This window comes from Mycobacterium montefiorense (genome assembly GCF_025823255.1).
Taxonomy (GTDB): domain Bacteria; phylum Actinomycetota; class Actinomycetes; order Mycobacteriales; family Mycobacteriaceae; genus Mycobacterium; species Mycobacterium montefiorense.
Genome location: NZ_JACKVL010000002.1, coordinates 101,359 through 126,729 on the forward strand (window position 1 = coordinate 101,359; position 25,371 = coordinate 126,729).

At 65.9% G+C, this 25,371-nt stretch carries 25 protein-coding genes; 15 read left to right on the forward strand and 10 right to left on the reverse strand.

All coding sequences use genetic code 11. The annotated features are described in order from the left end of the window. Positions 1-100: 100 nt before the first annotated feature. Genes H7K34_RS00385 through holA form a run of 3 tightly spaced genes read left to right on the forward strand, consistent with a single transcriptional unit; the run spans position 101 to position 3,520 of the window. Positions 101-973: a ComEA family DNA-binding protein gene (locus tag H7K34_RS00385; protein WP_108925448.1), complete on the forward strand. Its 873-nt coding sequence runs from the start codon at positions 101-103 to the stop codon at positions 971-973. 46 nt (positions 974-1,019) lie between these two features. Then, positions 1,020-2,555, forward strand: a complete 1,536-nt coding sequence (locus tag H7K34_RS00390; RefSeq protein WP_264058777.1) for a ComEC/Rec2 family competence protein — start codon at positions 1,020-1,022, stop codon at positions 2,553-2,555. Continuing rightward, the gene (gene holA / locus H7K34_RS00395) at positions 2,552-3,520 is read left to right on the forward strand and encodes a DNA polymerase III subunit delta (protein ID WP_264058622.1); all 969 of its coding nucleotides are present in this window, start codon (positions 2,552-2,554) and stop codon (positions 3,518-3,520) included. Before H7K34_RS00390 ends, holA begins: the two co-directional genes overlap by 4 nt. 12 nt (positions 3,521-3,532) lie before the next feature. On the opposite strand, the gene rpsT is transcribed toward holA, so the two are convergent. Continuing rightward, a complete protein-coding gene (gene rpsT / locus H7K34_RS00400) occupies positions 3,533-3,793 on the reverse strand; it encodes a 30S ribosomal protein S20 (RefSeq protein WP_025736070.1) in 261 nt (86 codons plus the stop codon). A gap of 148 nt (positions 3,794-3,941) precedes the next feature. Here rpsT and H7K34_RS00405 point away from each other — a divergent pair, with 148 nt between their 5' ends. The 3 genes from H7K34_RS00405 to H7K34_RS00415 are packed head-to-tail and all read left to right on the forward strand — an operon-like array spanning position 3,942 to position 7,476. Next, positions 3,942-5,660, forward strand: coding sequence for a circularly permuted type 2 ATP-grasp protein (locus H7K34_RS00405; protein WP_372510653.1), 1,719 nt, complete (start codon positions 3,942-3,944; stop codon positions 5,658-5,660). Next, positions 5,660-6,637: an alpha-E domain-containing protein gene (locus H7K34_RS00410; RefSeq protein WP_108925442.1), complete on the forward strand. Its 978-nt coding sequence runs from the start codon at positions 5,660-5,662 to the stop codon at positions 6,635-6,637. The genes H7K34_RS00405 and H7K34_RS00410 overlap by 1 nt, the downstream gene beginning before the upstream one ends. After that, entirely contained in the window at positions 6,637-7,476 is an 840-nt protein-coding gene (locus tag H7K34_RS00415) for a transglutaminase family protein (RefSeq protein WP_264058626.1), read from the forward strand. Before H7K34_RS00410 ends, H7K34_RS00415 begins: the two co-directional genes overlap by 1 nt. 24 nt (positions 7,477-7,500) lie before the next feature. Here the strand turns inward: H7K34_RS00415 and H7K34_RS00420 are convergent, their stop codons facing one another. Next, positions 7,501-8,343 carry a ribonuclease Z gene (locus tag H7K34_RS00420; protein WP_108925438.1) on the reverse strand — a complete coding sequence of 281 codons (843 nt, stop codon included), beginning with the start codon at positions 8,341-8,343 and terminating at the stop codon, positions 7,501-7,503. 199 nt (positions 8,344-8,542) lie between these two features. Here H7K34_RS00420 and H7K34_RS00425 point away from each other — a divergent pair, with 199 nt between their 5' ends. Then, positions 8,543-8,971 carry a CBS domain-containing protein gene (locus H7K34_RS00425; protein ID WP_108925436.1) on the forward strand — a complete coding sequence of 143 codons (429 nt, stop codon included), beginning with the start codon at positions 8,543-8,545 and terminating at the stop codon, positions 8,969-8,971. Between the two features lie 31 nt (positions 8,972-9,002). Here H7K34_RS00425 and H7K34_RS00430 read toward each other — a convergent pair whose 3' ends face one another. After that, positions 9,003-9,605: a type II toxin-antitoxin system PemK/MazF family toxin gene (locus H7K34_RS00430; protein ID WP_264058629.1), complete on the reverse strand. Its 603-nt coding sequence runs from the start codon at positions 9,603-9,605 to the stop codon at positions 9,003-9,005. A 63-nt stretch (positions 9,606-9,668) separates the two neighbouring features. On the opposite strand from H7K34_RS00430, the gene lepA reads away from it, so the two are divergent. Continuing rightward, positions 9,669-11,579: a translation elongation factor 4 gene (gene lepA / locus H7K34_RS00435; protein WP_108925431.1), complete on the forward strand. Its 1,911-nt coding sequence runs from the start codon at positions 9,669-9,671 to the stop codon at positions 11,577-11,579. Positions 11,580-11,859: 280 nt separating this feature from the next. Next, positions 11,860-12,324, forward strand: a complete 465-nt coding sequence (locus H7K34_RS00440) for a sensor domain-containing protein (protein ID WP_264058644.1) — start codon at positions 11,860-11,862, stop codon at positions 12,322-12,324. Positions 12,325-12,436: 112 nt separating this feature from the next. On the opposite strand, the gene H7K34_RS00445 is transcribed toward H7K34_RS00440, so the two are convergent. Both H7K34_RS00445 and H7K34_RS00450 read right to left on the reverse strand, forming a co-directional pair. Beyond that, on the reverse strand, positions 12,437-14,476 hold the full coding sequence (locus H7K34_RS00445; RefSeq protein ID WP_264058647.1) for a glycoside hydrolase family 15 protein: 2,040 nt from the start codon (positions 14,474-14,476) through the stop codon (positions 12,437-12,439). 68 nt (positions 14,477-14,544) lie between these two features. Then, positions 14,545-15,819 (reverse strand): FAD-dependent oxidoreductase, encoded by a 1,275-nt coding sequence (locus tag H7K34_RS00450; RefSeq protein WP_372510647.1) that lies wholly within the window; start codon positions 15,817-15,819, stop codon positions 14,545-14,547. Positions 15,820-15,847: 28 nt separating this feature from the next. On the opposite strand from H7K34_RS00450, the gene H7K34_RS00455 reads away from it, so the two are divergent. The 5 genes from H7K34_RS00455 to H7K34_RS00475 all read left to right on the forward strand — a co-directional run bounded on the left by H7K34_RS00455 (position 15,848) and on the right by H7K34_RS00475 (position 20,169). Next, the gene (locus H7K34_RS00455; RefSeq protein ID WP_372510648.1) at positions 15,848-16,051 is read left to right on the forward strand and encodes a hypothetical protein; all 204 of its coding nucleotides are present in this window, start codon (positions 15,848-15,850) and stop codon (positions 16,049-16,051) included. A 322-nt stretch (positions 16,052-16,373) separates the two neighbouring features. After that, on the forward strand, positions 16,374-17,411 hold the full coding sequence (locus tag H7K34_RS00460) for a sulfate ABC transporter substrate-binding protein (protein WP_264058650.1): 1,038 nt from the start codon (positions 16,374-16,376) through the stop codon (positions 17,409-17,411). Next, positions 17,408-18,277 (forward strand): sulfate ABC transporter permease subunit CysT, encoded by an 870-nt coding sequence (gene cysT / locus H7K34_RS00465; RefSeq protein WP_264058652.1) that lies wholly within the window; start codon positions 17,408-17,410, stop codon positions 18,275-18,277. Before H7K34_RS00460 ends, cysT begins: the two co-directional genes overlap by 4 nt. Beyond that, complete coding sequence (gene cysW / locus H7K34_RS00470) at positions 18,274-19,092, forward strand: sulfate ABC transporter permease subunit CysW (protein WP_264058653.1); 819 nt, start codon at positions 18,274-18,276, stop codon at positions 19,090-19,092. Before cysT ends, cysW begins: the two co-directional genes overlap by 4 nt. Positions 19,093-19,107: 15 nt before the next feature. Beyond that, complete coding sequence (locus H7K34_RS00475) at positions 19,108-20,169, forward strand: sulfate/molybdate ABC transporter ATP-binding protein (protein WP_108925420.1); 1,062 nt, start codon at positions 19,108-19,110, stop codon at positions 20,167-20,169. A gap of 7 nt (positions 20,170-20,176) precedes the next feature. On the opposite strand, the gene H7K34_RS00480 is transcribed toward H7K34_RS00475, so the two are convergent. From H7K34_RS00480 to H7K34_RS26845, 5 genes are all read right to left on the reverse strand, one after another. Continuing rightward, complete coding sequence (locus tag H7K34_RS00480; protein WP_264058660.1) at positions 20,177-20,506, reverse strand: hypothetical protein; 330 nt, start codon at positions 20,504-20,506, stop codon at positions 20,177-20,179. Between the two features lie 57 nt (positions 20,507-20,563). After that, positions 20,564-21,295, reverse strand: coding sequence for a sirohydrochlorin chelatase (locus H7K34_RS00485; protein WP_372510649.1), 732 nt, complete (start codon positions 21,293-21,295; stop codon positions 20,564-20,566). Then, the gene (locus H7K34_RS00490; RefSeq protein WP_264058668.1) at positions 21,274-22,020 is read right to left on the reverse strand and encodes a phosphoadenylyl-sulfate reductase; all 747 of its coding nucleotides are present in this window, start codon (positions 22,018-22,020) and stop codon (positions 21,274-21,276) included. Before H7K34_RS00490 ends, H7K34_RS00485 begins: the two co-directional genes overlap by 22 nt. Next, positions 22,017-23,687, reverse strand: a complete 1,671-nt coding sequence (locus H7K34_RS00495) for a nitrite/sulfite reductase (RefSeq protein ID WP_264058670.1) — start codon at positions 23,685-23,687, stop codon at positions 22,017-22,019. The genes H7K34_RS00490 and H7K34_RS00495 overlap by 4 nt, the downstream gene beginning before the upstream one ends. Before the next feature lie 113 nt (positions 23,688-23,800). Continuing rightward, positions 23,801-23,893, reverse strand: coding sequence for an Ms4527A family Cys-rich leader peptide (locus H7K34_RS26845; protein ID WP_372510650.1), 93 nt, complete (start codon positions 23,891-23,893; stop codon positions 23,801-23,803). 304 nt (positions 23,894-24,197) lie between these two features. Here H7K34_RS26845 and hemW point away from each other — a divergent pair, with 304 nt between their 5' ends. Further along, on the forward strand, positions 24,198-25,370 hold the full coding sequence (gene hemW, locus H7K34_RS00500) for a radical SAM family heme chaperone HemW (protein WP_264058672.1): 1,173 nt from the start codon (positions 24,198-24,200) through the stop codon (positions 25,368-25,370). The last annotated feature ends 1 nt before the right edge of the window (position 25,371 follow it).

Below are 25,371 nucleotides of genomic sequence, written 5' to 3' on the forward strand. Positions count from 1 at the left end.
CCTGCTGTGCTTGTGCACAGCCTCCGGTTAATCCACAGCAGCCGGGTGCGACGCGGTTGGTTGGGGTCGTCGTGGCGGTCGGTGCACCTACCGTCGGCGCATGCGAACAGAACTTCCCGCCGAGCGACTGCATCGACGGCTCGGTGCCGATCCGGATATCGATTCGCACGCCGAGGAGCCCGACTCGGAGCCGGATCGCAACGCTGCGGATGAGGATCAGAATTCGCTGCTGCCGCGCTGGCTTCCCGACGCCTCCGGCAGCGGGGGCTGGGTGGCCCGGCTGCGCACCGATCCGGGCCGTGCCGGTGCGATCGCGTTGGCGGTGGTGGCCGCGCTGGCCGTACTGATCACGATCTTCACTCTGATGCGCGACCGGCCCGCACCCGTGATGTCGGCAAAGCTGCCGCCGGTGGAGATGGCGGCCACGGCGCGCCCACGGCCCTCGGCAGGCCCGGGCGCTGGTCAGCCGGCTGGTCCGGACCGTCCGGTGGTGGTCAGCGTGGTGGGCCTGGTGCATAAGCCCGGCCTGGTCACGCTGACGCCCGGCGCGCGGATCGCCGACGCACTGCAGGCGGCCGGGGGTGCGATGGACGGCGCCGACACCATCGGGCTGAACATGGCGCGCCAGCTCGGCGACGGCGAGCAGATCGTGGTTGGGGTGGCGCCGGTCTCGGGGCAGCCGCCCGCGCTGGGCAGCTCCGTGACCACCGGCTCTACTCCGGGGCCCAAGACGCCGGCACCGGTGGGATCAGTCAAGGGACCCGTCCGACCGAAGGCGGGCGAGGCTGTCGACCTCAACACCGCGACCACCGAGCAGCTGGACGCCCTGCCCGGAGTCGGGCCGGTCACTGCCGAGGCGATCGTGGCGTGGCGGCAGGCCAACGGCAAGTTCACCAGCGTCGACCAGCTCGCCGATGTCGACGGCATCGGGCCGGCGCGGCTGGACAAGCTGCGCGCCCTGGTCCGTGTCTGACACGGCCGCGCCACCGGCTGTCCTGTCGGCGCTCGCCCACCTCGATATACGTCTGCTGCCCGCCGCACTCACCAGTTGGATCGTCACCGCGTCCGGCATTGTGTGGCCGGTCGGACAAATGTTGGCCTCGTGCTGCGTCGTGCTCCTCGCCGCCGGTGCGCTGACGTGCTATGCAGTGCGCCCGGGTGGCCATCAGTCGCGGCTTCCGACCATCGGCGCCGGGCTGGTGGCAGTCGGTGTGGTGGGCGCGGGATTCGGGTTCGCGATCGCGCTGCGAGCCGACGCGGTGGCGCGTCACCCGATCACCGCGGCGTTCGGGACGGTGGCCCCGGTGACGGTGACACCCAGCGAGAGTGCGCTGTCGCTGGGCTCCGGCCGGTTGGTGTTTCGCGCCACCCTGCAGCGGCTGCGTGACGACGAAATAGCGGGCCGGGTAACCGTTTTCGCGCGGGCATCGGACTTCGACGTGATGGTGGGCCGGCCGATGCGGTTTTCCGCGCGAATCAACCGCCCCACTCGCCACGACCTGACGGTCGCGGTGCTCAACGCGGCGGGCCGGCCCGTCATGGGCCGGGCGGGGGCGGTGCAGCGTGCCGCGCACGTGGTGCGCGGCCGGTTCGCCGCCACCGCGCACGAAGTGCTGCCCGCCCCGCAGGCCGCGCTGTTGCCGGCGCTGGTTCTCGGCGACACCTCGGCGGTGGCCGCCGACACCGGCCGCGAATTCCGCTCGGCCGGAATGACACACCTGATGGCCGTGTCGGGGGCCAACGTCACGATCGTGTGTGCGGCGGTGCTGTTCTCGGCCCGGCTGCTCGCCGGCATGGCGCTAGCGGCATTCGTGATCGTCGTGCAGCCGACGGCAAGTGTGTTGCGGGCGGCCGTGATGGGCGCCATTGCGCTAGCAGGAATGCTGACTTCGCGTCGGCGGCAAGCGATTCCGGCGCTGTCGGCTGCGGTGCTGATATTGCTCGCGGTCGCTCCGCAGCTGGCCGTCGACGCCGGCTTCGCGCTGTCGGTGTTGGCGACGGGCGGGCTGGTCGTCATCGCGCCGATCTGGTCACGGCGCCTGGTCGCCAAGGGTTGCCCGAAACCACTGGCCGATGGGCTCGCGGTGGCGTTGGCCGCTCAATTGGTGACTGCGCCACTGGTTGCCGGCATCTCGGGTCGGGTCAGCCTGGTGTCGGTGGCGGCGAATCTAGCCGCAGCGCCCGTGATCGCACCGATCACCGTGCTGGGCAGTGCGGCGGCCGTGATGTGCCTGCTGTGGCCGCCCGGTGCGCAGCTGCTGATGCGTTTCACCGGCCCGGAACTGTGGTGGGTGTCCAAGTCGGCGCACGTCGCGGCCGGTGTGCCCGCGGCAACCGTGCCCGTCCCGGACGGTCTGGCCGGCGTGTTGCTGGTCGGTTGTGCCACGGCGCTGCTGTTGGTGCTGGGCATGCTGCTGTGGCGCGGGTCCTGGTTTCGCGTCTCGATCCGCGCGGCCGCGGTGGTCGCGGTGGTGTGTGTGCTGGCCTGGTCGGCATCCGAGCTGCTGGATCCCAGAGCTGATTGGTCGGCCCAACGTGGCACCATCATGGGGTGACTGAGGCCTCCCCGTTGCACCTGGTCCTGGGAGACGAGGACCTGCTGGTCGAACGAGCTGTGGCGGACATCCTGCGAGCGGCGCGCAAGCGTGCCGGCACCGACGACGTCCCGGTGAATCGCATGCGGGCCGGCGACGTTGGCAGCTACGAGCTCGCCGAGCTGCTCAGCCCGTCGCTGTTCGCCGACGAACGCATCGTCGTACTGGAGGCCGCGGCCGAAGCGGGCAAGGATGCGGTCGCGATGATCGCGGCGGCTGCCGCCGACATGCCGCCGGCCACCGTGCTGGTGGTGGTGCACTCAGGCGGCGGGCGAGCCAAGGCGCTGGCCGACCAGCTGAAGTCGCTGGGCGCCGAGGTTCATCCCTGCGCGCGGATCACCAAGGTGAGCGAACGCACCGACTTCGTCCGCAAGGAATTTCGTGCGCTGCGGATCAGGGTCGACGAAGACACGGTGACCTCCCTGCTGGACGCCGTCGGCTCCGACGTGCGCGAGCTGGCTTCGGCCTGTTCACAGCTGGTGGCCGACACCGGCGGTGAGGTCGACGAGGCCGCGGTGCGCCGCTATCACAGCGGCAAAGCCGAGGTGAAGGGCTTCGATATCGCGGACAAAGCCGTGGCCGGCGACGTCGCGGGAGCGGCCGAGGCGCTGCGGTGGGCGATGATGCGCGGCGAGCCGCTGGTGGTGCTGGCCGACGCGCTGGCCGAAGCGATCCACACAATCGGACGAGTCGGTCCGCTCTCCGGAGACCCGTACCGTCTGGCCGGGCAGCTGGGGATGCCGCCGTGGCGGGTGCAAAAAGCTCAGAAGCAGGCCAGACGCTGGTCGCGGGGCAGCGTGGCGACCGCGATGAAAGTGGTGGCGGAACTCAACGCCAATGTGAAGGGGGCCGCCGCGGACGCCGACTACGCGCTGGAATCCGCGGTCAGAAAGGTGGCCGAGCTGGTCGCCGACCGGGGGCGATGACTTGGCCGGGGCTCAGATCTTGTTGAGGGACCGCGCCAGCGCCGACTTCTTGTTGGCGGCCTGGTTCTTGTGGATGACGCCTTTGGTGGCCGCCTTGTCCAGCTTGCGGTTGGTCGACACCAGCAACTCTGCGGCCTTGTCCTTGTCGCCGGCCTCAGCGGCCTCACGGAACGCGCGCACGGCAGTGCGCAGCGAGGACTTCACCGACTTGTTGCGCAGTCGGGCGCGCTCGTTGGTCTTGATCCGCTTCTGCTGCGACTTGATGTTGGCCACGCGAAATTTTCCTTCGTCGATTCGGTCTTTGCGGTCTGCGTTTCGGGGGGCGCCCCACACCCGATTGCGACTGCTCAGGTTAGCAGTCGGTTACGTTTTCTCCCAAAACGGGAACTCGTGGCCTGCCCTAACGTCAATTTAAGGCAGCATCCTAAAAGTGAGTTTTCCGAACCAGGTTGAAACGGCCAGGCGAGGGTCGCGCGGCGCTGCGCGGGCGCTTGCGCGTTCCGAGCGCATCTTCGGCGGATACAACACGTCGGACGTATATGCGCAGGCCTTCGATGAAATGTTCGACGCGCAGGGCAACGTCCGTGGCCTATATAAGGGTATTTACGCCGAGCTTGCGCCGTCGGACGCCTCCGACCTGCGGGCCCGCGCCGAAGCCCTGGCCCGTGCGTTCATCGACCAGGGCATCACGTTCTCCTTGTCCGGCCAGGAACGGCCGTTCCCGCTGGACCTGGTGCCGCGGGTGATCTCGGCGGCCGAATGGAACCGGCTCGAGCGGGGCATCGTTCAACGTGTCAAAGCCCTGGAGCTGTATCTCGATGACATCTACGGCGATCAGGAGATTCTGAACGACGGCGTCATCCCGCGTCGGCTGGTCACCTCCTGTGAGCACTTTCACCGTCAGGCCGTGGGCATCGTCCCGCCCAACGGCGTGCGCATCCACGTCGCCGGGATCGACCTGATCCGCGACGAGAAGGGCACCTGGCGGGTTCTCGAGGACAACCTGCGCTCGCCGTCGGGCGTGTCGTACGTCATGGAAAACCGGCGCACGATGGCGCGGGTCTTCCCGAACCTGTTCGCCACCCACCGGGTGCGCGCCGTCGACGACTACTCCTCGCACCTGCTGCGGGCGCTGCGCAATTCCGCGGCGACGAACGAGGCCGACCCGACCGTGGTGGTGCTGACCCCGGGCGTCTACAACTCGGCGTACTTCGAGCATTCGCTGCTCGCGCGTCAGATGGGCGTCGAACTGGTCGAGGGCCGTGACCTGTTCTGCCGCGACAACCAGGTGTACATGCGCACCACCGAAGGGGAGCGTCAGGTCGACGTCATCTACCGACGCATCGACGACGTCTTCCTCGACCCGCTGCAGTTTCGCGCCGACTCCGTGCTCGGGGTGGCCGGTCTGGTCAACGCCGCGCGCGCCGGCAACGTGGTGATCTCCAGTGCGATCGGCAACGGGGTCGGCGACGACAAGCTGGTCTACACCTACGTGCCGACCATGATCGAGTACTACCTGGGCGAGAAGCCGCTCCTGGCTAACGTGGATACCTTCCGGTGCTGGTTGGACGACGAGCGCGAGGAGGTGCTCGACCGGGTCGACGAATTGGTCATCAAGCCGGTCGAGGGATCCGGCGGCTACGGCATCGTGTTCGGTCCGGAGGCATCCGAGAAAGAACTGGCGACCGTTAGCAAGAAGATTCGCGACGACCCCCGGGCCTGGATCGCGCAGCCGATGATGGAGTTGTCGACCGTGCCGACCCAGATCGGCAACACACTGGCGCCTCGCTATGTCGACCTGCGGCCGTTCGCGGTCAACGACGGCGACGACGTGTGGGTGCTGCCGGGCGGTTTGAGCCGGGTGGCCTTGGTCGAGGGTTCGCGGGTGGTCAACTCCAGCCAGGGCGGTGGTTCCAAGGACACCTGGGTGCTGGCGCCACGCGCATCGGCCGCCGACCGTGAACTGGGCGCTGCCGAGGTGGTGCGGTCGTTGCCGGAATCGATGGCGGACCCCGAGGCCGACGACTCGCCGGGCCCGCCGCACCAACAGCCTTTGCAGGCCGAGCAAACGAAGAACGACAGACCCCTGAAGAAGCAGAAGCAAAAGCAGCAACAACAACAGCAGAGGACGGTCCGCTGATGTTGGCTCGAAACGCCGAGGCGCTGTACTGGATTGGCCGCTATGTCGAACGGGCCGATGACACCGCGCGCATTCTGGATGTGGCGCTGCACCAATTGCTCGAGGATTCCAGCGTGGACCCCGACCAGGCATCCCGGGTGCTGTTACGGGTGCTGGGCATCGAGCTCCCCGATCACAGTTTGGATGTTTGGTCATTGACCGACCTGGTGGCCTACAACACCGGCAACAAGGGCGGCTGCTCGATCGTCGACGCGATCACAGCGGCGCGCGAAAATGCCAAGTCGGCCCGCGAGGTGACGTCCATCGAAATCTGGGAATGCCTCAACACCACTTACAATGCCCTGCCCGAACGGGAACGTTCCGCCAAACGCCTTGGGCCACACGAGTTTCTGTCCTTCATCGAGGGCAGGGCCGCGATGTTCGCCGGCCTGGCCGACTCGACGCTGTCACGCGACGACGGATACCGGTTCATGTTGTTGGGCCGTGCGATCGAGCGCGTCGATATGACGGTGCGGCTCTTGCTATCCCGGGTGGGCGACAGCGCGTCCTCGCCTGCCTGGGTGACGCTGCTGCGTTCGGCGGGCGCTCACGACACCTATCTGCGCACCTATCGCGGGGTGCTGGATGCGGGCCGGGTGGTCGAGTTCATGATGCTCGATCGGCTGTTCCCTCGATCGGTTTTCTACTCACTGAAGCTCGCCGAGGAAAGCATCGACGAGTTGGTGCGTAACCCGACAAGCCGGGTGGGAGCCACCGTCGAAGCACAGCGACTGCTGGGCCAGGCTCGCAGCGAACTGGAATTCCTGCCGCCGGGGGTATTGCTCGACACGCTGGAGACCCGGTTGGCGGGCTTGCAGACGACCTGCCGAGATGTTGGAGATGCGTTGTCGCAGCAGTACTTCCATGTCACACCGTGGGTGGCCTGGTCGGATGCGGGTCACGGTATCGGTTTGGTTACTCGGAATGGGGACGCCTGATGTGGCGGCTGCGGGTAGTGCACACAACCGGGTTTGCCTACCAATCCGCGGTGACCGCCTCCTACAACGAGGCCCGGCTGACGCCGAGTTCCGACACCCGGCAAAACGTCATCCTCAACCGTGTCGAGACCATTCCGGCAACCCGGTCCTACCGGTACATCGACTATTGGGGCACCGCCGTCACGGCGTTCGACTTGCACGCGCCGCACAGCGATCTGACGGTGACGTCCTCTTCGGTCGTCGAGACCGAGCAGCCCGAACCGCCCGCGAAGGACGTCACCTGGAGCGACCTGCAGTCCGCGGCGGTGATCGATCGGTTCGACGAATTGCTGCAGCCCACCGAGTACGCCCCGGCGGGCAGGCGGCTGAGGTCGGTCGGCAGGAAGGTCGCCAAAAGCTATGAGCCGCAAGAAGCCGTGATCGCCGCGGCCAACTGGGCGCACGGCGAGCTGGAGTACCTGCCGGGGACGACCGGGGTGAATTCGTCCGGGCTGGACGCCCTGAAGGTGGGCAAGGGTGCCTGTCAGGATTTTGTGCACCTGTCGCTGATGCTGTTGCGCGACATGGGTATTCCGGCCCGATACGTTTCGGGCTACCTACATCCGGTGCGCGACGCCGTCGTCGGGGAGACGGTGGAAGGCCGAAGTCACGCGTGGATTCAGGCCTGGACGGGTGGATGGTGGAATTACGACCCCACCAACGACACCGAGATCACCGAGCAATACGTCAGCGTGGGCGTCGGCCGCGACTACGCCGACGTATCCCCGCTGAAGGGCATTTACTCGGGACAGGGCGCGACCGATCTCGACGTGGTTGTGGAGGTCACCCGACTGGCCTAGCGGCACCGGGCGGCGGCCGAAAGGCTATGGCTGCGGCTGGACTTCGACCCGGTGCAGGTCGTCGCCGAGCTCGATGCGCCCACCGAATTCGGCGGCGGCCAGTGTCCGCCATTGCTCTTCTTGCCCCGGCACCAGCGCCGGCACATAGTGCGTCATGACGAACGTGCCAACCCCCGCGCGGGCCGCGGTTGCCGCGGCTTCTTCGACCGACGAGTGGTAGTCGCAGATGTCCTGCAGCCGCTGCTGGGGAATCTGCGTGACGATGTCCTTGCGAATCACGGTGTGCACCAGGGCATCGGCGCCGGCGGCCAGGTCGTCCAGCCCCTTGCAGGGCACCGTGTCCCCGGCCAGCACCACCGAGGTCCCGTCGAAGTCGATCCGGAACCCGATGGTCGGTGCCACCGGCCGGTGGTCGGTGGGCGCCACCCGAATCGAGACGCCGTCGCTGTCCCATACCGGACCGTCGGTGTATTCGTGAACCTCGATCGGTGGTGGCGTGTTCAGATCGTCGTGATGGGCTATCCGGTAGCTGATGTCGTGGCCGAACGCCTTCAGCGTGGCCTCGACCGTCTCAGCGGTGCCCGGCGGCCCGATGATTGCGAACGGCGCGGGATCGGGCGTGAACGTGGTGATCCAGCGCGTGATGATCAGGTCACCGAGATCGCCGATATGGTCGCTGTGCAAATGCGTGAGCAGCAGGGCTGACAACCCGGCGGCGCCTACGCCGACGGCCGCCGCGCGCTGCAGGACGCCACGCCCGCAGTCCACCAGGAACACCTGGCCGCCGGCCCGCACCAGCGTCGCTGGTCCCGCGCGGTTCGGATCGGGGATGGGACTGCCGGTTCCCAGCAAGGTGATCTCGATCATGGCCCTAATCCTTCAAGACGCGTCGGCGCGTTGTGGCCCATTCGGCTGATCCGTGCGATCGGCCGTTGTCAGCCTCGCTTTTCACCCGCCGACCCGTGGTATCTGTTGGCGATCGGTTGCCGGTTTCCGCGTTGCCTTTCCCGCCGCGCGAGTTAGCCGTAGCCTGGTGTGAAGCAAATCACAACCAGCTGGAGGCTTGATGCGGATAGCGGACGTTTTGCGCAACAAAGGTGCGGCGGTGACGACGATCAACCCCGAGGCCACGGTCCGGGAACTGCTCGCCGGCCTCGCCGAGCAAAACATCGGCGCCATGGTGGTGGTCGGCGACGAGGGAGTGGTCGGCATCGTGTCCGAGCGCGACGTCGTGCGCCAAATGCACGCGCATGGCCCCAGTGTGCTCACCCGCCCGATCTCCAAGATCATGACCGCGGCGGTTGCCACCTGCACGAAGTCCGACACCGTCGACGCCATCAGTGTGCTGATGACCAAGAACCGGGTGCGCCACGTGCCGGTGCTCGACGGCAAAAAGCTGATCGGCATCGTCAGCATTGGTGACGTGGTCAAGACGCGAATGGAAGAGCTCGAGGCCGAACAGCAGCAGCTGCAGTCCTACATCACCCAAGGCTGATCCGCCTTCGCGCCGCCCGGCGATGGACTGACTAGCGCCAGGCGTACTCGGTGCGCAGGCGTGCGGCCACCACGTCGAAGATCTCGCGTTCCAGGATCGCGCCCTCGCGACGGATGCCCTCCTCCGGCACGTCGAGCACCCGGTCCAGGCGCACCCAGCTCTCCCGGCCCTCGTAATCCCAGTCACCGGCGCCAATCCCGACCCAGTCCGCATCGCCGGCGTAATGCTCCTTGCTGGACAACATGAGCCCGAGCAGCACGCTGTGATCGCGGCCCACGACGAGCACCGGGCGGTCCTTGCCGCGGGTGGGATCGTCCTCATAGACCACCCACGTCCAGACGATCTCCCCGGGATCGGCCCTCCCGTCCAGGTCCGGCGCGTAAACCACCCTGCGGGCCCGCTGCGCGGTGGGGAAGCTGGCGTTGGTCACCGGCCGGCCCTCGGTGATCGACGCCGACTGCGCCTCGTCGCCGGAGCCCCTGGCGTTCGCGGTGGTTTTCACGACTTGCTCGATTTCGCGCATCACGGCCTGCGCGGTCTGCACGCTCTGGATGAATCGCGGAACCCCGTAGACGACCACGTTCTGGGCAAACCGCTGGAATGTTTTCCACTGCGATTTCCGGGCAGGGGCCATAGTCGCAGCATAGACGTCAGCGGGTGGGCGCGACTGTGTCCGAGTAGGTCCCGACCAGCCCTCATGGATACCCTGGACGTACCCGCGAACCGCCGGTCAAGCAGCATCAACAGCACCCGCCAGGAGATCCCCATCAGCAGTTTCGCCGACAAGACCTTCACTGCGCCGGCGCAGATCAGGAACTTCTGCATCATCGCTCACATCGACCACGGCAAGTCCACGCTGGCCGACCGGATGCTTCAGCTCACCGGCGTCGTCGACGAGCGGTCCATGCGTGCGCAATACCTGGACCGGATGGACATCGAGCGGGAGCGCGGCATCACGATCAAGGCGCAGAACGTCCGGCTGCCCTGGAAAGTCGGTGACGACGAGTACGTGCTGCACCTGATCGACACCCCGGGTCACGTCGACTTCACCTACGAGGTGTCCCGCGCGCTGGAGGCTTGCGAGGGGGCGGTGTTGCTGGTCGACGCCGCGCAGGGCATCGAGGCGCAGACGCTGGCCAACCTGTACCTGGCGCTCGACCGCGACCTGCACATCATCCCGGTGCTCAACAAGATCGACCTGCCCGCCGCCGACCCGGATCGCTACGCGGGTGAGATCGCGCACATCATCGGCTGCGAACCCGGCGACGTGCTTCGCGTGTCCGGCAAGACCGGGGCGGGCGTGGCCGACTTGCTCGATCACGTGGTGCGCGAAGTGCCGCCGCCGCAAGGCGATGCCGACGCGCCCGCCCGCGCGATGATCTTCGACTCCGTCTACGACATCTACCGCGGTGTGGTCACTTACGTCCGCGTGGTGGACGGCAAGATCACGCCACGCGAGCGCATCGCGATGATGTCCACCGGTGCCACACACGAGCTGCTCGAGGTCGGCATCGTCTCACCCGAACCCAAGGCCAGCGTGGGGCTGGGGGTGGGGGAGGTGGGCTACCTGATCACCGGGGTCAAGGATGTCCGCCAGTCCAAGGTCGGTGACACCGTGACGACCGCCCGCCGCGGCGCTTCCGAAGCGCTCACCGGCTACCGCGAACCCAAGCCGATGGTCTATTCCGGGCTGTATCCCGTGGACGGTTCGGATTACCCGAATCTGCGCGACGCCCTGGAAAAGCTGCAACTCAACGACGCGGCACTGACCTACGAGCCGGAGACTTCGGTGGCGTTGGGCTTCGGATTCCGGTGTGGCTTCCTGGGGCTGCTGCACATGGAGATCACTCGCGAGCGGCTGGAGCGTGAATTCGACCTGGACCTGATCTCGACGTCGCCCAACGTTGTGTACCGGGTGATCAAAGAGGACAACAGCGAGATCGTGGTGACCAATCCGTCGGACTGGCCCGAGGGCAAGGTCCGCGAGGTTTACGAGCCGGTGGTCAAGACCACCGTCATCGCGCCCAGCGAGTTCATCGGCACCATCATGGAGCTGTGCCAGTCGCGCCGCGGCGAGCTCGGCGGCATGGACTACCTGTCACCCGAACGCGTCGAGCTGCGCTACTCGATGCCGCTCGGCGAGATCATCTTCGACTTCTTCGATTCCCTGAAGTCGCGCACCCGCGGCTACGCCAGCCTGGACTACGAAGAGTCAGGTGAGCAGGAAGCGGATCTGGTCAAGGTCGACATCCTGCTGCAAGGCGAGGCCGTCGACGCGTTCAGTGCGATCGTGCACAAGGACGGCGCTTCCGCCTACGGCAACAAGATGACCACTAAACTCAAAGAGCTGATCCCGCGACAGCAGTTCGAGGTGCCGATCCAGGCTGCTATCGGGTCGAAAATCATTGCGCGCGAGAATATCCGCGCGATCCGCAAAGACGTCCTCTCTAAGTGCTACGGCGGTGACATCACCCGCAAGCGCAAGCTTCTGGAAAAGCAGAAAGAAGGCAAGAAGCGGATGAAAACCATTGGACGCGTTGATGTTCCGCAAGAAGCCTTCGTGGCGGCATTGTCCACCGATGCCGCGGGGGACAAAGCCAAGAAATGAGACGCCGGTGGCGCACTGCCGTGCCGCTGCTGGCTGTATTGCTAGCAACCGGGTGCACCGCCGCGATCGGTGGCAGGGCGGTTCCGGCGCCGAATCAGTTGCCGCATCCGGTGATTGGTGAAACGGTCAAACAGGTACCGCTCGATGCCGCGGCGTTGTCGAAACTTCTCGACCGATCGTTTCAGGCGGTCTCACAATTCCGCCCTCCTTCGGTGGCGGCGAGATGTTGATTGATGCCTATCCGTTGGCTTTGCCGGCCGAGTGTGTGGGGGTCGTCTATATGACGCACAAAAGCGCTTACCAGTCGGCCAACGTCGAGAACATCGCTCAAGCACTTTGGCAGCAGGAAGGATCCTCGGCCAGCGCGACCGACGTCGCCGAAGGCGTCGTTGCGTTGCCCACGATCGCGGCTGCCAACGCCCTGTTCGCAACGTTCTCCGCGCAGTGGCAGCAATGCGATGGTAGAACGCTGACCGTGCCGTCCAGTAGTTTCGTCCAGAACGCCATCAGCGACGTCCGCATTGCGGATTCGGTTGTCGTGGCCAGTGTTTCGCGAGAATCCGGTGAGCATTCGGTTCTGGCGGCCGTTCCGGAAGTTCGTGCGCTTGGGGTGCGGGGGAATTGCCTGGTCGAAGTCGAGGTTGCGTTGGTCGGCAGCACCGACCTGACGGACCAGCCGTCTGCGAAGTTCGACGCCCTCGCAATCGCGCACGCCATGATGGACAGGGTCAGCGCGCTGAGCTGATCGTCACGCACGCCAAAGCCAGCGCTTTTGTTGCTGTTTTCATCGCCCCGCTCATCGCTTCGAATGAATTACTTTGCCGGGTAGGGGTTTTTGCTCGCGTGCGTCGATGATCTCACATGGGTGCGTTGGCCGGCTGGAACATCCCGGAGCCGTCGGATTCCTCCTCCGCGCGAATCACGTGTACCACCGCGTTGATCAGCGCCAGATGGGTGAACGCCTGCGGGAAGTTGCCCAGGTGCCGGCCGGTGCGCGGCTCGATCTCCTCGGCGTAAAGGTGCAACGGGCTGGCGTAGGACAGCAGGCGCTCGCAAAGCCGCTTGGCCCGCGCCACCTCACCGATCTCGACCAGCGCTGACACCAGCCAGAACGAGCAAATGGTGAACGTGCCTTCCTCGCCGGACAGCCCGTCGTCGGTCTGCTCGACCCGGTAGCGCAGCACCAGGCCTTCCTCGGTGAGTTCGTTGGCGATCGCCAGCACCGTGTTGCGGACCCGCGGGTCGTCGGGCGGCAGGAAACGCGTCAACACCACCAGCAGCAAAGAGGCGTCCAGCGCGTCGCTACCGTAGCGCTGGGTGAACACGCCGCGGGAGTCCACGCCGTTCTTGAGGATGTCGGCCTTGATCTCTTCGGCGACTGCTCGCCACTGCTGGGCGTAGCTCTTCTCGCCCTGGCGTTCGGCCAGTTTGGACCCGCGGTCCAGCGCCACCCAGCACATCACCTTCGACGACGTGAAGTGCTGTGGCTCCCCGCGCACCTCCCAGATTCCGCGGTCGGGTTCGCGCCAGTGCGCGATCGCCTCTTCCACCTGTTTCTTCAGCACCGGCCACAGCGTCTCGGGAACCTGCTCGCGTGACTTGGCATGCAGATAGAAGGAATCCAGGATCGAGCCCCAAATGTCGTGCTGGATCTGGTCGTAGGCACCGTTGCCGATGCGCACCGGGCGGGCATGGTCGTAGCCGGAAAGATGGTTCAGTTCCTCTTCGACCAGGCTGCGCTCGCCGCCGACTCCGTACATCACCTGCAGTGGATGGCGCTCGTTGCTGTTGGCGCCGGACACGTCGGCGATGAACGCGAAGAAGTCGTCGGCCTCCCGATCCAGGCCCAGCGTGTAAAGGCCCCACAACGCGAACGTCGAGTCCCGGATCCAGGCGTAGCGGTAGTCCCAGTTGCGCTCGCCCCGCGGTGTCTCCGGCAGCGACGTGGTGCTGGCGGCCAGCAGCGCACCGGTGGGTGAATACGTCAGGCCCTTCAGGGTTAGCGCGCTGCGCTGCAGGTATGCCCGCCACGGATGGTCCGGGAAATTGCCGATGTTGATCCACTGCCGCCAGCACTCGGTGGTTTGCCACATCTTGTCGGCGGCTTCTTGGTAGGTCTGCGGGGGCGGGTGCTTGGTCCAGCTGAGCGCGACGAACATGTCGTCGCCCTCCTTCATCCGGGTGCGCGCCCGCGCTTCGCGCCCCTCCAGCCCGATGTTCAGGTTGCTGGTCAGGCGTAGCTGCGGATGGTCATCCGGTTGCTTGCCCGCCCGAGCAATCGCCTCGCCGTACGCGTTCGCCGAGTACTCCCAGCACACCCCGGTCCGGTGGTAGTCGAATGCCGGCTCGCAGCTCATCATCAGCTCGACGGTGCCGCTGACACAGCGCACCGTGCGCAGCAGGATGTGTTCGGCATCCCAGTCCATCGGCGTGCGGCGGTGGGTTTTGGATCGGCGTTCGATATCATGCCAGGGGCCCATCACCAGCGCGTCGCGCACGATCAGCCACCCGGTGTGGGTCTGCCAGGTGGTTTCCATGATCAGGCTGCCGGGCAGGTAGCGGCGGGCCGAGGGCACCGAGACGCCGTACGGGCCCAGCCGGAAGTGGCCGGCGCTGCGATCCAGGATCGCACCGAACACGCTCGGCGAGTCCGGCCGGGGCACACACATCCACTCCACCGAACCGGCGGGGGAGATCAGGCACGTCGTTTCCCAGTCGGACAGAAATGCGTAGTCGGCGATCGGCGGGAACGGGTTGCGCAACGCCGAGCTAGAGGTAACCGGCGCCGGCGCGCTGAAGTCGAGCGGCGAGACGAGCGGTGACTGGTTGGCCGACCCAAGCGCCCGCTCGGCGGCGGTATCGGCGGGCTGGTCGGCGGGTTCGGCGTGCATGACCATCTCGACATCATCATCTGTCGACCCGCCCGGCGTCCATGCTTTTGCCGAGGTGGCGCGGCGGTGGCGGCCTACGGATTACCCGGGTCTCTGGCGAACTTGGGCGCGTGCTCGGGTAGCGGACCGATCGCAATCATGTAGCCGATTAGCCGCTGAAATGCCGGCACTCGACCGATCAGCCGGACCACCTTTGCGACGCGGTGGTCGCCCCCTTGGCTATCCGGCTGATCGGGCGATTGCACCGCGACCGCGATCACCCGGGCGTGGACCGTGCGTTGCACCGACTGCAGCAGTGCGGTCGGCATCCAGCGGCGCAGCTGCACCCGGGCCAACTGCCGGGTGGATACTCGTCCGCGCTGCAGCGGGCCCGCCAGTAACCGCCCCGCTGCGACCGCGTCGGCCACCGCCAGGTTGATGCCGACGCCACCGACCGGCGACATCGCATGTGCCGCGTCGCCGATGCACAGCACGCCGTCGGCGTACCAGCGGGGAAGCCGATTAAGTTGCACGTCAAGCAGTTTCACGTCTTCGAAGGAAGACAACGCATCGATCCGGTCGGCGAGCCAGGGCGCCAGGCTCAGTAAAACGCGGTGGAAAGCCTCGATGCCTTCCGCGCGCAGCTGTGCGTCGGCGCCCTTGGGAATGATGTAGGCGATCTGGTAGTAGTCGCCGCGGTCGATCATGATCGACCCGTGTCCGGCTTGGAAGGTGCCGGCGAGCCCGGCCGGGTCATCGGGTTGGCGAGGCAACCGGAACCACCACACGTCCATTGGCGCACCGAAGCTGCGGGGTGTCAGCCCGACCGCCGAGCGCACGGTCGAGCTACGACCGTCGCAGGCCACCGTCAGCTCGGCCCGCATCTGCTTGGTCTCGCCGCTTGGATCGCGGTAGGTGACGCCGACGACGCGGTCGCCGTCGCGAACCACTCCGGTCACCTCGGTGCTGCGCAGCAATTGGAAGGTGGGTTCGGCAGCGGCGGCGCTGGCCAGCAGTTCCAGCAGGTCCCATTGCGGCACCAGGGCGATGTGCTGATGCTTGCCGGGCAGATGGGTCAGATCGAAACTGACCGGTTGACCATCCAGCTGCATCCGCATGGTGTCGATCAGACGATGCGGGATCTGGGCGAAGCGAGCTGCGAGACCGAGTTCGTCCAGCAGGCGCAAGGTACTCGCGTGCACGGTGTCACCCCGGAAGTCACGCAGGAAGTCGGCGTGTTTTTCCATCACCGTGACGTTTACGCCGCCGCGCGCTAAGAGCAGGCCAAGCACCATGCCGGCCGGACCGCCGCCGGCGATCACACAGGTGGTCTCCCCGGCTGCGGTAGGCACCCGCCGATCTTGACACATTGGTGTTTCGGGTGCCCGGACGAATAGTGTGAGCCCGGTGAACGGGTTCCTGAACTGGTGGGACGGAAATGAGCTGTGGATTTCCGGACTTCCCTTTGTGCTGCAGGCCATGGTGGTGATGCCCGTCGTGCTGGCGGTGGCCTACATCGCGGCGGTGGCGCTGGACGCCGTGCTCAATAAGGGCATCGAATTGATGCGCCGCGGCCAGCAGATCGATGGGACGCCCCGGTAACCCCCATGCCTCGGTCTCACGTGACGCTGGTTCTCGTCACGCTCGTGGTGTTGGTGATCGTCGCGTGGTGGGTGACGCACTGAGGCGGGCGTGCCGACTTGCGCCGAGACCCGTCCCGCTGGCGGGCCAGCGAAATCCTGTTAGGCTTCGCGCCATGCACCTGACATCCGAAGCCCCGGAATGTGATGTCTTCGTGCACTGTTGTCGCTAACTACCACCCGCGCGCGGTTTGGTAGGGAGTTCGCGAATTCTCCTTGAGGCGTATACGCCATTCCGCAGCTACGGGAACAAGATCCGTAAGTCCCGCACTGGAAGGCCGCGAATGCTAAACGACATCGGCAGCGCACGGTGCTGGCGACCATTCGCTGCGCTCGCATTGATTTCGATTGTCGTCGCGGCATGCAGCCCCGGCCCCAGCGACGCCGTGGGCGGTGGCGGTTTGGCCAATGCCCACACGACCATCACCCTGGTCGCTTATTCGGTCCCAGAACCCGGATGGAGCAAGGTGATTCCCGCTTTCAACGCTTCCGAAGAGGGCAAGAGCGTGCAGGTGATCACCTCGTACGGGGCTTCCGGCGACCAGTCCCGCGGGGTGGCCGACGGTAAGCCGGCCGACCTGGTCAACTTCTCGGTGGAGCCCGACATCACGCGATTAGTCAAGGCGGGCAAGGTTTCCAAGGACTGGAATACCGATGCCACCAAGGGCGTCCCGTTCGGGTCGGTGGTGTCGTTGGTGGTGCGCAAGGGCAACCCGAAGAACGTCAAGGATTGGGATGACTTGCTGCGGCCCGACGTGGAGGTCATCACCCCCAGCCCGTTGAGTTCGGGCTCGGCGAAGTGGAACCTGCTGGCGCCGTACGCAGCTAAAAGCGATGGCGGGAAGAATAACCAAGCCGGCATCGACTTCATCGGCAAGCTGGTGCGCGAACACGTCAAACTGCGCCCCGGGTCGGGACGAGAAGCCACCGATGTTTTCGTTCAGGGCAGCGGCGACGTTCTGATCAGCTACGAGAACGAAGCTATAGTCGCGGAGCGCGCGGGCAAACCGGTCGAACATGTCATCCCAACACAGACCTTCAAAATCGAGAATCCAGTGGCGGTGGTGACAACCAGCCCGCACCTTGATGCCGCGACCGCCTTCAAGAACTTCCAATACACGGCCGCGGCGCAAAAGGTATGGGGCCAGGCCGGTTTCCGGCCCGTGGATCCAGCCGTCGCTGCCGAATTCCGCGACCAATTCCCACTTCCGTCGAAACTCTGGACGATCGCCGACCTGGGTGGCTGGGCCACGGTGGATCCGCAGCTGTTCGACAAGAGCAACGGCAGCATCACCAAGATCTATACCAAGGCCACCGGATGACGGCGGCGATCCGGCCCGAACTCGGCGGACCCGAAGGTGAGGGTCTGCACCCGCAGCTAAGCGGGGGGTCTTCGGTCCGCCCGCGCGCCACCTCACTGCGGGTCGGTGTGGCGACGGTATGGCTCTCGGTGATCGTTCTGCTCCCGTTGGCAGCGATCGCGTGGCAGGCCGCCGGCGGTGGCTGGCACGCGTTTTGGCTGGCGGTCACCTCGCATGCGGCAGTGGATTCGTTCCGGGTGACTTTGACCATCAGCCTCGGGGTCACGGCGGTCAACGTCGTGTTCGGTCTGCTGATCGCCTGGATTTTGGTGCGCGACGACTTCATCGGTAGAAGGCTGGTGGACACGGTCATCGACCTGCCGTTCGCGCTTCCGACGATTGTCGCCAGCCTGGTGATGTTGGCCCTGTACGGAAACAACAGCCCGGTGGGCCTGCACCTGCAGCACACCGCGTGGGGCGTGGCGGTAGCACTCGCGTTCGTCACGTTGCCGTTTGTGGTGCGCGCGGTTCAGCCGGTGCTGCTGGAAATCGATCGCGAGACCGAAGAGGCGGCGGCATCGCTGGGCGCGAGCGGCACGAAGATCTTCACCTCCGTCATCCTGCCTTCGCTGCTGCCGTCGTTGTTATCTGGTGCGGGACTTGCGTTTTCACGGGCCATCGGCGAGTTCGGCTCGGTGGTATTGATCGGTGGGGCGGTGCCCGGCAAGACCGAAGTCTCGTCGCAATGGATCCGGACATTGATCGAAAACGACGACCGCACCGGTGCTGCGGCAATATCCATCGTGTTGTTGCTTATTTCATTCGTGCTGCTGTTCATTTTGCGGATTGTTGGCGTCCGGGCTGCGCGACGGGAGCAGACCTCGTGACGTCGTCACGCTGGGTTCGTTACCTCACTCGCTATCTCGGACTTGCGTATGTCTTTGTGCTGTTGATCGTTCCGGTCTCGCTAATCCTGTGGCGGACCTTCGAGCCGGGGTTGGGCCAGTTCTACGACTGGATCAGTACCCCGGCAGCGCAATCAGCGCTGGACTTATCGCTATTGGTGGTGGCCATCGTGGTGCCACTCAACGTGGTCTTCGGCATACCCACGGCATTGGTGCTGGCGCGCAACAAATTCCGCGGCAAGGGCGTGTTGCAGGCGGTCATCGACCTGCCGTTCGCGGTCTCACCGGTAATCGTGGGCGTTGCCCTGATCCTGCTGTGGGGATCGGCGGGCGCGTTCGGATTTGTCGAAAAAGACCTCGGGTTGAAGGTCATCTTCGGCTTACCCGGCATAGTCCTCGCCAGTATCTTCGTCACGCTGCCCTTCGTGGTCCGCGAAGTCGAGCCGGTGCTATACGAGTTGGGGACGGACCAAGAACAGGCGGCCGCGACACTGGGTTCCAGTTGGTGGCAGACGTTTTGGCGCATCACGCTGCCTTCCATTCGGTGGGGCCTGACCTACGGCATCATGCTGACGATCGCGCGCACTCTCGGTGAATACGGAGCGGTCATCATCGTGTCGTCCAATCTTCCCGGGACATCGCAGACACTCACGCTGTTGGTCTCGGATCGCTACAACAGGGGCGCCGAGTACGGCGCCTACGCGCTTGCCACGCTGCTGATGGGAGTCGCCGTGGCGGTTCTGATCGTCCAGGTGATCCTCGACATTCGCCGGGCGCGGGCGAACAAGGCTGCTTGACAAGGAGACACGGAAATGACCGCCATAACGACAGAGAACGCGATCATCGTGCGCGACGCCAACAAACGCTACAACGATTTCGTGGCGTTGGATCATGTGGACTTCGTCGTGCCGACGGGGTCGTTGACGGCGTTGCTGGGACCCAGCGGCTCGGGTAAATCGACCTTGTTGCGTACCATCGCCGGTCTCGACCACCCGGACACCGGGAGTGTGACGATCAACGGACTTGACGTCACCCGGGTGCCGCCGCAGCGCCGCGGCATCGGATTCGTGTTCCAGCATTACGCCGCGTTCAAGCACATGACGGTCCGCGACAATGTCGCCTACGGATTGAAGATCCGAAAGCGACCGAAGGCCGAGGTCAAGGAGAAGGTCGACAACCTACTGGAAGTCGTGGGCCTCAGCGGATTTCAGGGTCGCTACCCCAACCAGCTCTCCGGTGGTCAACGACAGCGCATGGCGCTGGCGCGCGCGCTGGCCGTCGACCCGCAGGTGCTGCTGCTCGATGAGCCGTTCGGCGCGCTGGACGCCAAGGTGCGCGAGGACCTGCGGGCCTGGTTACGGCGTCTGCACGACGAGGTCCACGTCACCACGGTGCTGGTCACCCACGATCAGGCCGAGGCATTGGACGTCGCCGATCGGATCGCGGTGCTCAACAAGGGCCGTATCGAGCAGGTCGGTTCTCCGACCGAGGTTTACGACGCTCCGGCCAACGCGTTCGTGATGTCGTTCCTGGGGGCGGTCTCTACACTGAACGGCAGTTTGGTTCGCCCGCATGACATTCGGGTCGGCCGCAATCCCGAGATGGCGATCTCCGGCGGTGACGGCACCGCCGAGTCCATCGGGGTGGTGCGCGCTACCGTCGAGCGGGTGGTGGCACTGGGTTTCGAGGTGCGTGTCGAGTTGACCAGCGCCGCCACCGGCGGCGCGTTCACCGCCCAGATCACCCGAGGCGACGCCGAGGCGCTGGCGCTGAAGGACGGGGACACCGTCTATGTGCGGGCCACCCGCGTGCCTCCGATCATCGCGGACACTCTGTCGGCCGGCGAAGATCACAGCACGCTGACCTCGGCATGATCCGTGGTCAGGGCCGCGCCGACCAATAGGGCGGCCGTTGTGTCACCCGCTCGAGGTAGTCGGCCACCTGCTCCTCGTCGGACTCCGTGGTGTCATCGCCGTGGGCGAGTGGGCACCATCGCGGGTCGACCTCGATAATCCAGACCGCCTCGAGTTCCACCTCGGGCATCGGGGCGCCCGGCGCCGGCGATATCAGGTCTGCGGCGAATCCTTCGGCGCCCGGCGAGGTCAGGCCGTCGCTGTAAATGAGCTCGTTGTTCTGATTTGCGGCGACGACGTGAACGTGGGGCAGGCCGGCCAGGTGTTCGGCGAGCCGGCGCGCGTCGCGATCGCCCATTGCGCCATGTTAGTGCCGCAGCGCTTGACGTTGGGCCTGTTAGGCCTGTTAGGCCTGTTAGGCCGCGACCTGACGGGCGGCCGCCGCGGCGAAGCGATCCAGCACCGTCTCGGCCACCAAACGATGGGCACCCAGCGGGGCCGCCATCTCGATGCCTGCCTTGTCGGCAAACTCTTGCACCTGGTCGGGGAGGCGTCCCTGCGCCAGGAACCACGGTGCGATGACCACGCGATGCGCGCCCTGGCGGCGCAACCTGCCCAGCCCTTCGGCCAGCGAACGTTGCTGTTGGGTGGCAAACGCGGTGGTTGCCCCCGCCCAGGAGGTGCCCGCCAACAGCTTTGGTGCGACCCGGCCCGTGCGCGCGTTCACCGCCAGGTCGGACGTGCCGATCGCCACGACGAGTACACCAAGGCTGTCATCGAGGCGAGATACGCCCAACTCCATCACGCGCCGGCGCAGCACCGACACCAGCCGGTCGTCCTCGCCGAGCACGGGTGCTTGCCACATGTCTTGGGCGGTAACGCAACTGGCGATCTGCGCGGGGATGTCGACTCGGGCGTGGTACGCGTTCGCCAACAACAATGGGGTGACGACGGCCGGGCCGTCCAGTGCTGTAAGCACGTCGGTCAGACTCGGCGAGTCGTGGTCCAGGAATGCCAGCCGCACGTCAAGATCCAGCCGTAGGCGCGCCACTTGGCCGGCGACGGCGCGTGCGTTGGCCGCCGACCGTGCGTCCTTACTTCCGTGTGCGGTCAGCACGAGGGTGGTCACGACGCGTGCAACCCGCATTCGGTCTTGGAGAGCCCCTGCCAACGCCCGCTGCGCGGATCGGCGCCCTCTGCGGGCTTGGCCGTGCAGGGAGCGCAGCCGATCGACGGATAGCCTTCGTAGACAAGCGGATTGACGAGGACGTCGTGCTCATCGATGTAGCTCTGCAGCGTCTCGTCGCTCCACGCGGCCAGCGGGTTGATCTTCACCAGCTTGAACGCCTCGTCAAAACTGATCACCGGCGCGTTGGCGCGGGTCGGTGCCTCGACCCGGCGTAGCCCGGTCACCCAGGCGGAGTAACCACTGAGCGACTTACCCAGCGGCAGCACCTTGCGTAACCGGCAGCATTCGCCCGCATCCCGGGCGAACAGATCCTTGCCTAGCAGTTTGTCTTGCTCGGCGACCGTACTTTCCGGCGTGATGTTGAGAACCCTTACGTCGTAGACGGATTCGATCGCATCGCGGGTGCCGATGGTTTCGACGAAGTGATAGCCGGTGTCCAGGAAGAGCACCGGTACGCCGGGGCGCACCTTGGACGCCAGGTCCACCAACACGGCGTCTTGCATATTGGAGGCGACGACGTAGTTGCATGTCGCCCAGCCGCGCGGCCCGTTGACCCCGCCGAAGTTCTCTTCGGTCCAGCGCAACAGCTCGTCGGCGCTGGCGCCTTCGAGTTCGGCCGCGCCGCGGGTGGCTATCTCGCGCAGTTCGTCCTCGGTGCGCTTGGTCGCCGTTTCGCTGCTCATCGGAGGTCCGCTTCGTCGGCGCGAACTGCCCACTGCGCGAACCGCTCACCGCTATCGCGGTGTTTGAGGAAGTTGCGCGCCACCCGGTCGATATAGTCGCCCAGCTCGTCGCTGGTGACCTTGTGCTGGCGCAGTTTTCGGCCGAAGCCACTGTCCAGCCCAAGACTGCCGCCCAGGTGTACCTGGAAACCCTCGACCGAATTGCCGTTGCCGTCGTCGACCATCTGCCCCTTGAAGCCGATGTCGGCGACCTGAATTCGCGCGCACGAGTTCGGGCAGCCGTTGATGTTAACGGTGATCGGCACGTCCAGGCGCGAGTTGATGTCCTCCAGCCGAGTTTCCAGCTCGGGCACCAAAGTCTGTGCCCTGACCCGTGTTTCGGCGAAGGATAGTTTGCAGAACTCGATCCCGGTGCAGGCCATCAGGTTTCGGCGCCAGTGCGAAGGTTGTGATTGCAGGCCAAGCGCATCGAGGCGGGCGATCACGTCGTCGAGCTTGTCGTCGGGGATGTCGAGGATGACCATCTTCTGGTAGGGCGTGAACCGGATCCGGTCCGAGCCCGCCTGCTCGGCGAGGTCGGCCACCGCAGTGAGGATGGTGCCGGACACCCGGCCCGCGACGGCGGCGACACCGACGGCGTTGAGCCCGTTCTTGAGTCGTTGTACCCCGACATGGTCGATCGGGTGCGGGACGGGCTGCGGGGCCGGGCCGTCGATCAGCGGACGCTTGAGGTACTCGGTTTCCAGAACTTCCCGGAATTTCTCGATACCCCAGTCCTTGATCAGGAACTTCAGCCGAGCCTTGGCCCGCAACCGGCGGTAGCCGTAGTCGCGGAAGATCGAGGTCACCGCGTGCCACACCTCGGGTACCTCTTCGAGAGGAACCCAGGCGCCGACCCGCTGGCCCAGCATCGGAACGGTGGACAGCCCGCCGCCGACCCACAGGTCCAGGCCGGGTCCGTGCTCGGGGTGGTTGACGCCGATGAACGCGATGTCGTTGACCTCGTGCACCACATCCTGAAGACCGGAGATCGCGGTCTTGTACTTGCGCGGCAGGTCGGCGAACTCGGGCTGGCCGATGTAGTTGCGCACGATTTCGTCGATCGCCCAGGTCGGGTCGAGTACCTCGTCGAGCGACTCGCCGGCCAGCGGAGAGCCCAGGATCACGCGCGGGCAGTCGCCGCACGCCTCCGCGGTCTGCAGTCCGACTTCGGCCAGCCGCCGCCAGATTTCGGGAACGTCTTCCACCCGTATCCAGTGGTATTGCACGTTCTCCCGGTCGGAGATGTCGGCGGTGTCGCGGGCGAACTCGGTCGAGATCTGGCCCAGCGTGCGCAGCGCGGTCGCCGTCAGTGCGCCGCCGTCGCAGCGCACCCGCATCATGAAGTACTTGGCTTCGAGCTTGTCCATGTTGTCGTCGCCGGTCCAGCTGCCGTCGTATCCCTGCTCACGCTGGGTGTACAGGCCCCACCAGCGCATCCGGCCGCGCAGATCGTTCTTCTCGATGCTGTCGAAGCCCTCTTTGGAATAGGTGTCCAAGATGCGGTCACGCACCTCGAGCGGGGGGCCGGCCTGCTTGAACTCCTCGTTGGGGTTCAGCGGCTCGCGATCTCCCAGCGCCCACTGGCCCTCACTTCGAGGGGCCTTGGCGGGACGGGCTGTGGTCATTTCGAAGGTCTCCTTCGCGGGCTGTACAAGCGTGGACGCGCGACTCACCGGTCTATCTACGGCGGGCGCAGATCCGGCGCCTGCTGGACGTACAGGTGGGCGGGTCTACGGAATCAAGCCGGACAGCTACAGCTGCAGACGCGCTTGAGGTCGATATGCCGACGCGCCACCAACGCAATGCGCAGGCTGGGCTGGGCGACGGTCACGCGCCCATTCTGCCACGGAAAGGGATGTGCCGCGCCACCAGGTCGAATTTCTTCTCACGATGAGCAAAACTACCCGATAATCCTGGGTAATCGGATAGACAAACCCGAGAAAACCCTGAGAGGCCGGTGCTACCAGCGTTTGACGTGGCCAATCGGCCGGCCGCCCGCGCGGCAGTGCCGATCTCGTCCGCCCAGCATTGCCGCGGTATGGCTCGTACAATTGCGCGCCGGGCGGGGTGAATTTGCTCGCCGGCGGCTGGATCGAGCGGTCGGCTCGACCTGTTCAACCGTGCAATCATTTGGCATGGCCCTTCGCACGGCACCGGTTGAGCTACCCGGGCTACAGCGGAGTCCCCGACATTCGTTCGGGGTGTACGTGCATGTCCCGTTCTGCATAACTCGTTGCGGATATTGCGATTTCAACACCTACACGCCCGCGGAGTTGGGTGGCGTCAACCCGGACGCCTGGCTGTTGGCGCTGCGCACCGAGCTGGCGCTGGCCGCCGCACGGCTGGACGCACCGACGGTGAACACGGTGTTCGTCGGCGGTGGGACGCCGTCGCTGCTGGGCGGTGCGCGGCTGGCCACCCTGCTGGACATGGTGCGCGAAAACTTCACGCTGGCGCCGAACGCCGAGATCACCACCGAGGCGAACCCCGAGTCGACCTGGCCGGAGTTCTTCGATGCCATCCGGGCGGCCGGCTACACCCGGGTGTCACTCGGCATGCAGTCGGCGGCGCCGCGGGTGCTGGGCACCCTCGACCGGGTGCACTCGCCCGGGCGCCCGGCCGCCGCCGCCCGTGAGGCCATGGCCGCCGGTTTCGAACACGTCAACCTGGACCTGATCTATGGCACCCCGGGCGAATCCGACGACGATCTGCTGCGTTCAGTCGAAGTGGCCGTCGAGACCGGGGTCGATCACGTCTCCGCGTACTCCCTGCTCGTCGAGCCGGGCACCGCCCTGGCCTGCCGGGTCCGCGGCGGCGAGCTGGCCGCCCCGGACGACGATGTGCTGGCGCACCGTTACGAATTGGTCGACGCGACACTGTCCGCAGCCGGGTTGACCTGGTACGAGGTGTCCAACTGGTCGCGGTCGGGCGGGGAGTGTCGGCACAACCTTGGCTACTGGGACGGCGGTCAGTGGTGGGGTGCCGGGCCAGGTGCACACGGATACGTGGGCGCAACGCGGTGGTGGAATGTCAAGCATCCCAATGCCTATGCCGAGATGCTGACAGATTCCAGGTTGCCGGTGGCGGGTTTCGAGCAGCTCGACGCCGAGGCGTTGCACACCGAGGACGTGTTACTGAAAACCAGGATGCGCCAGGGGCTCCCGCTTGACGGGCTAAGCGCCGCCGAACACGAACGCGCCAAAGCCGTTGTCGCTGACGGCTTGCTGGTGGCCGATGGCGACAATCTGGTCCTCACGCCGCGCGGCCGGTTGCTGGCCGACGCGGTCGTGCGGACCATCTTGGAGTGAC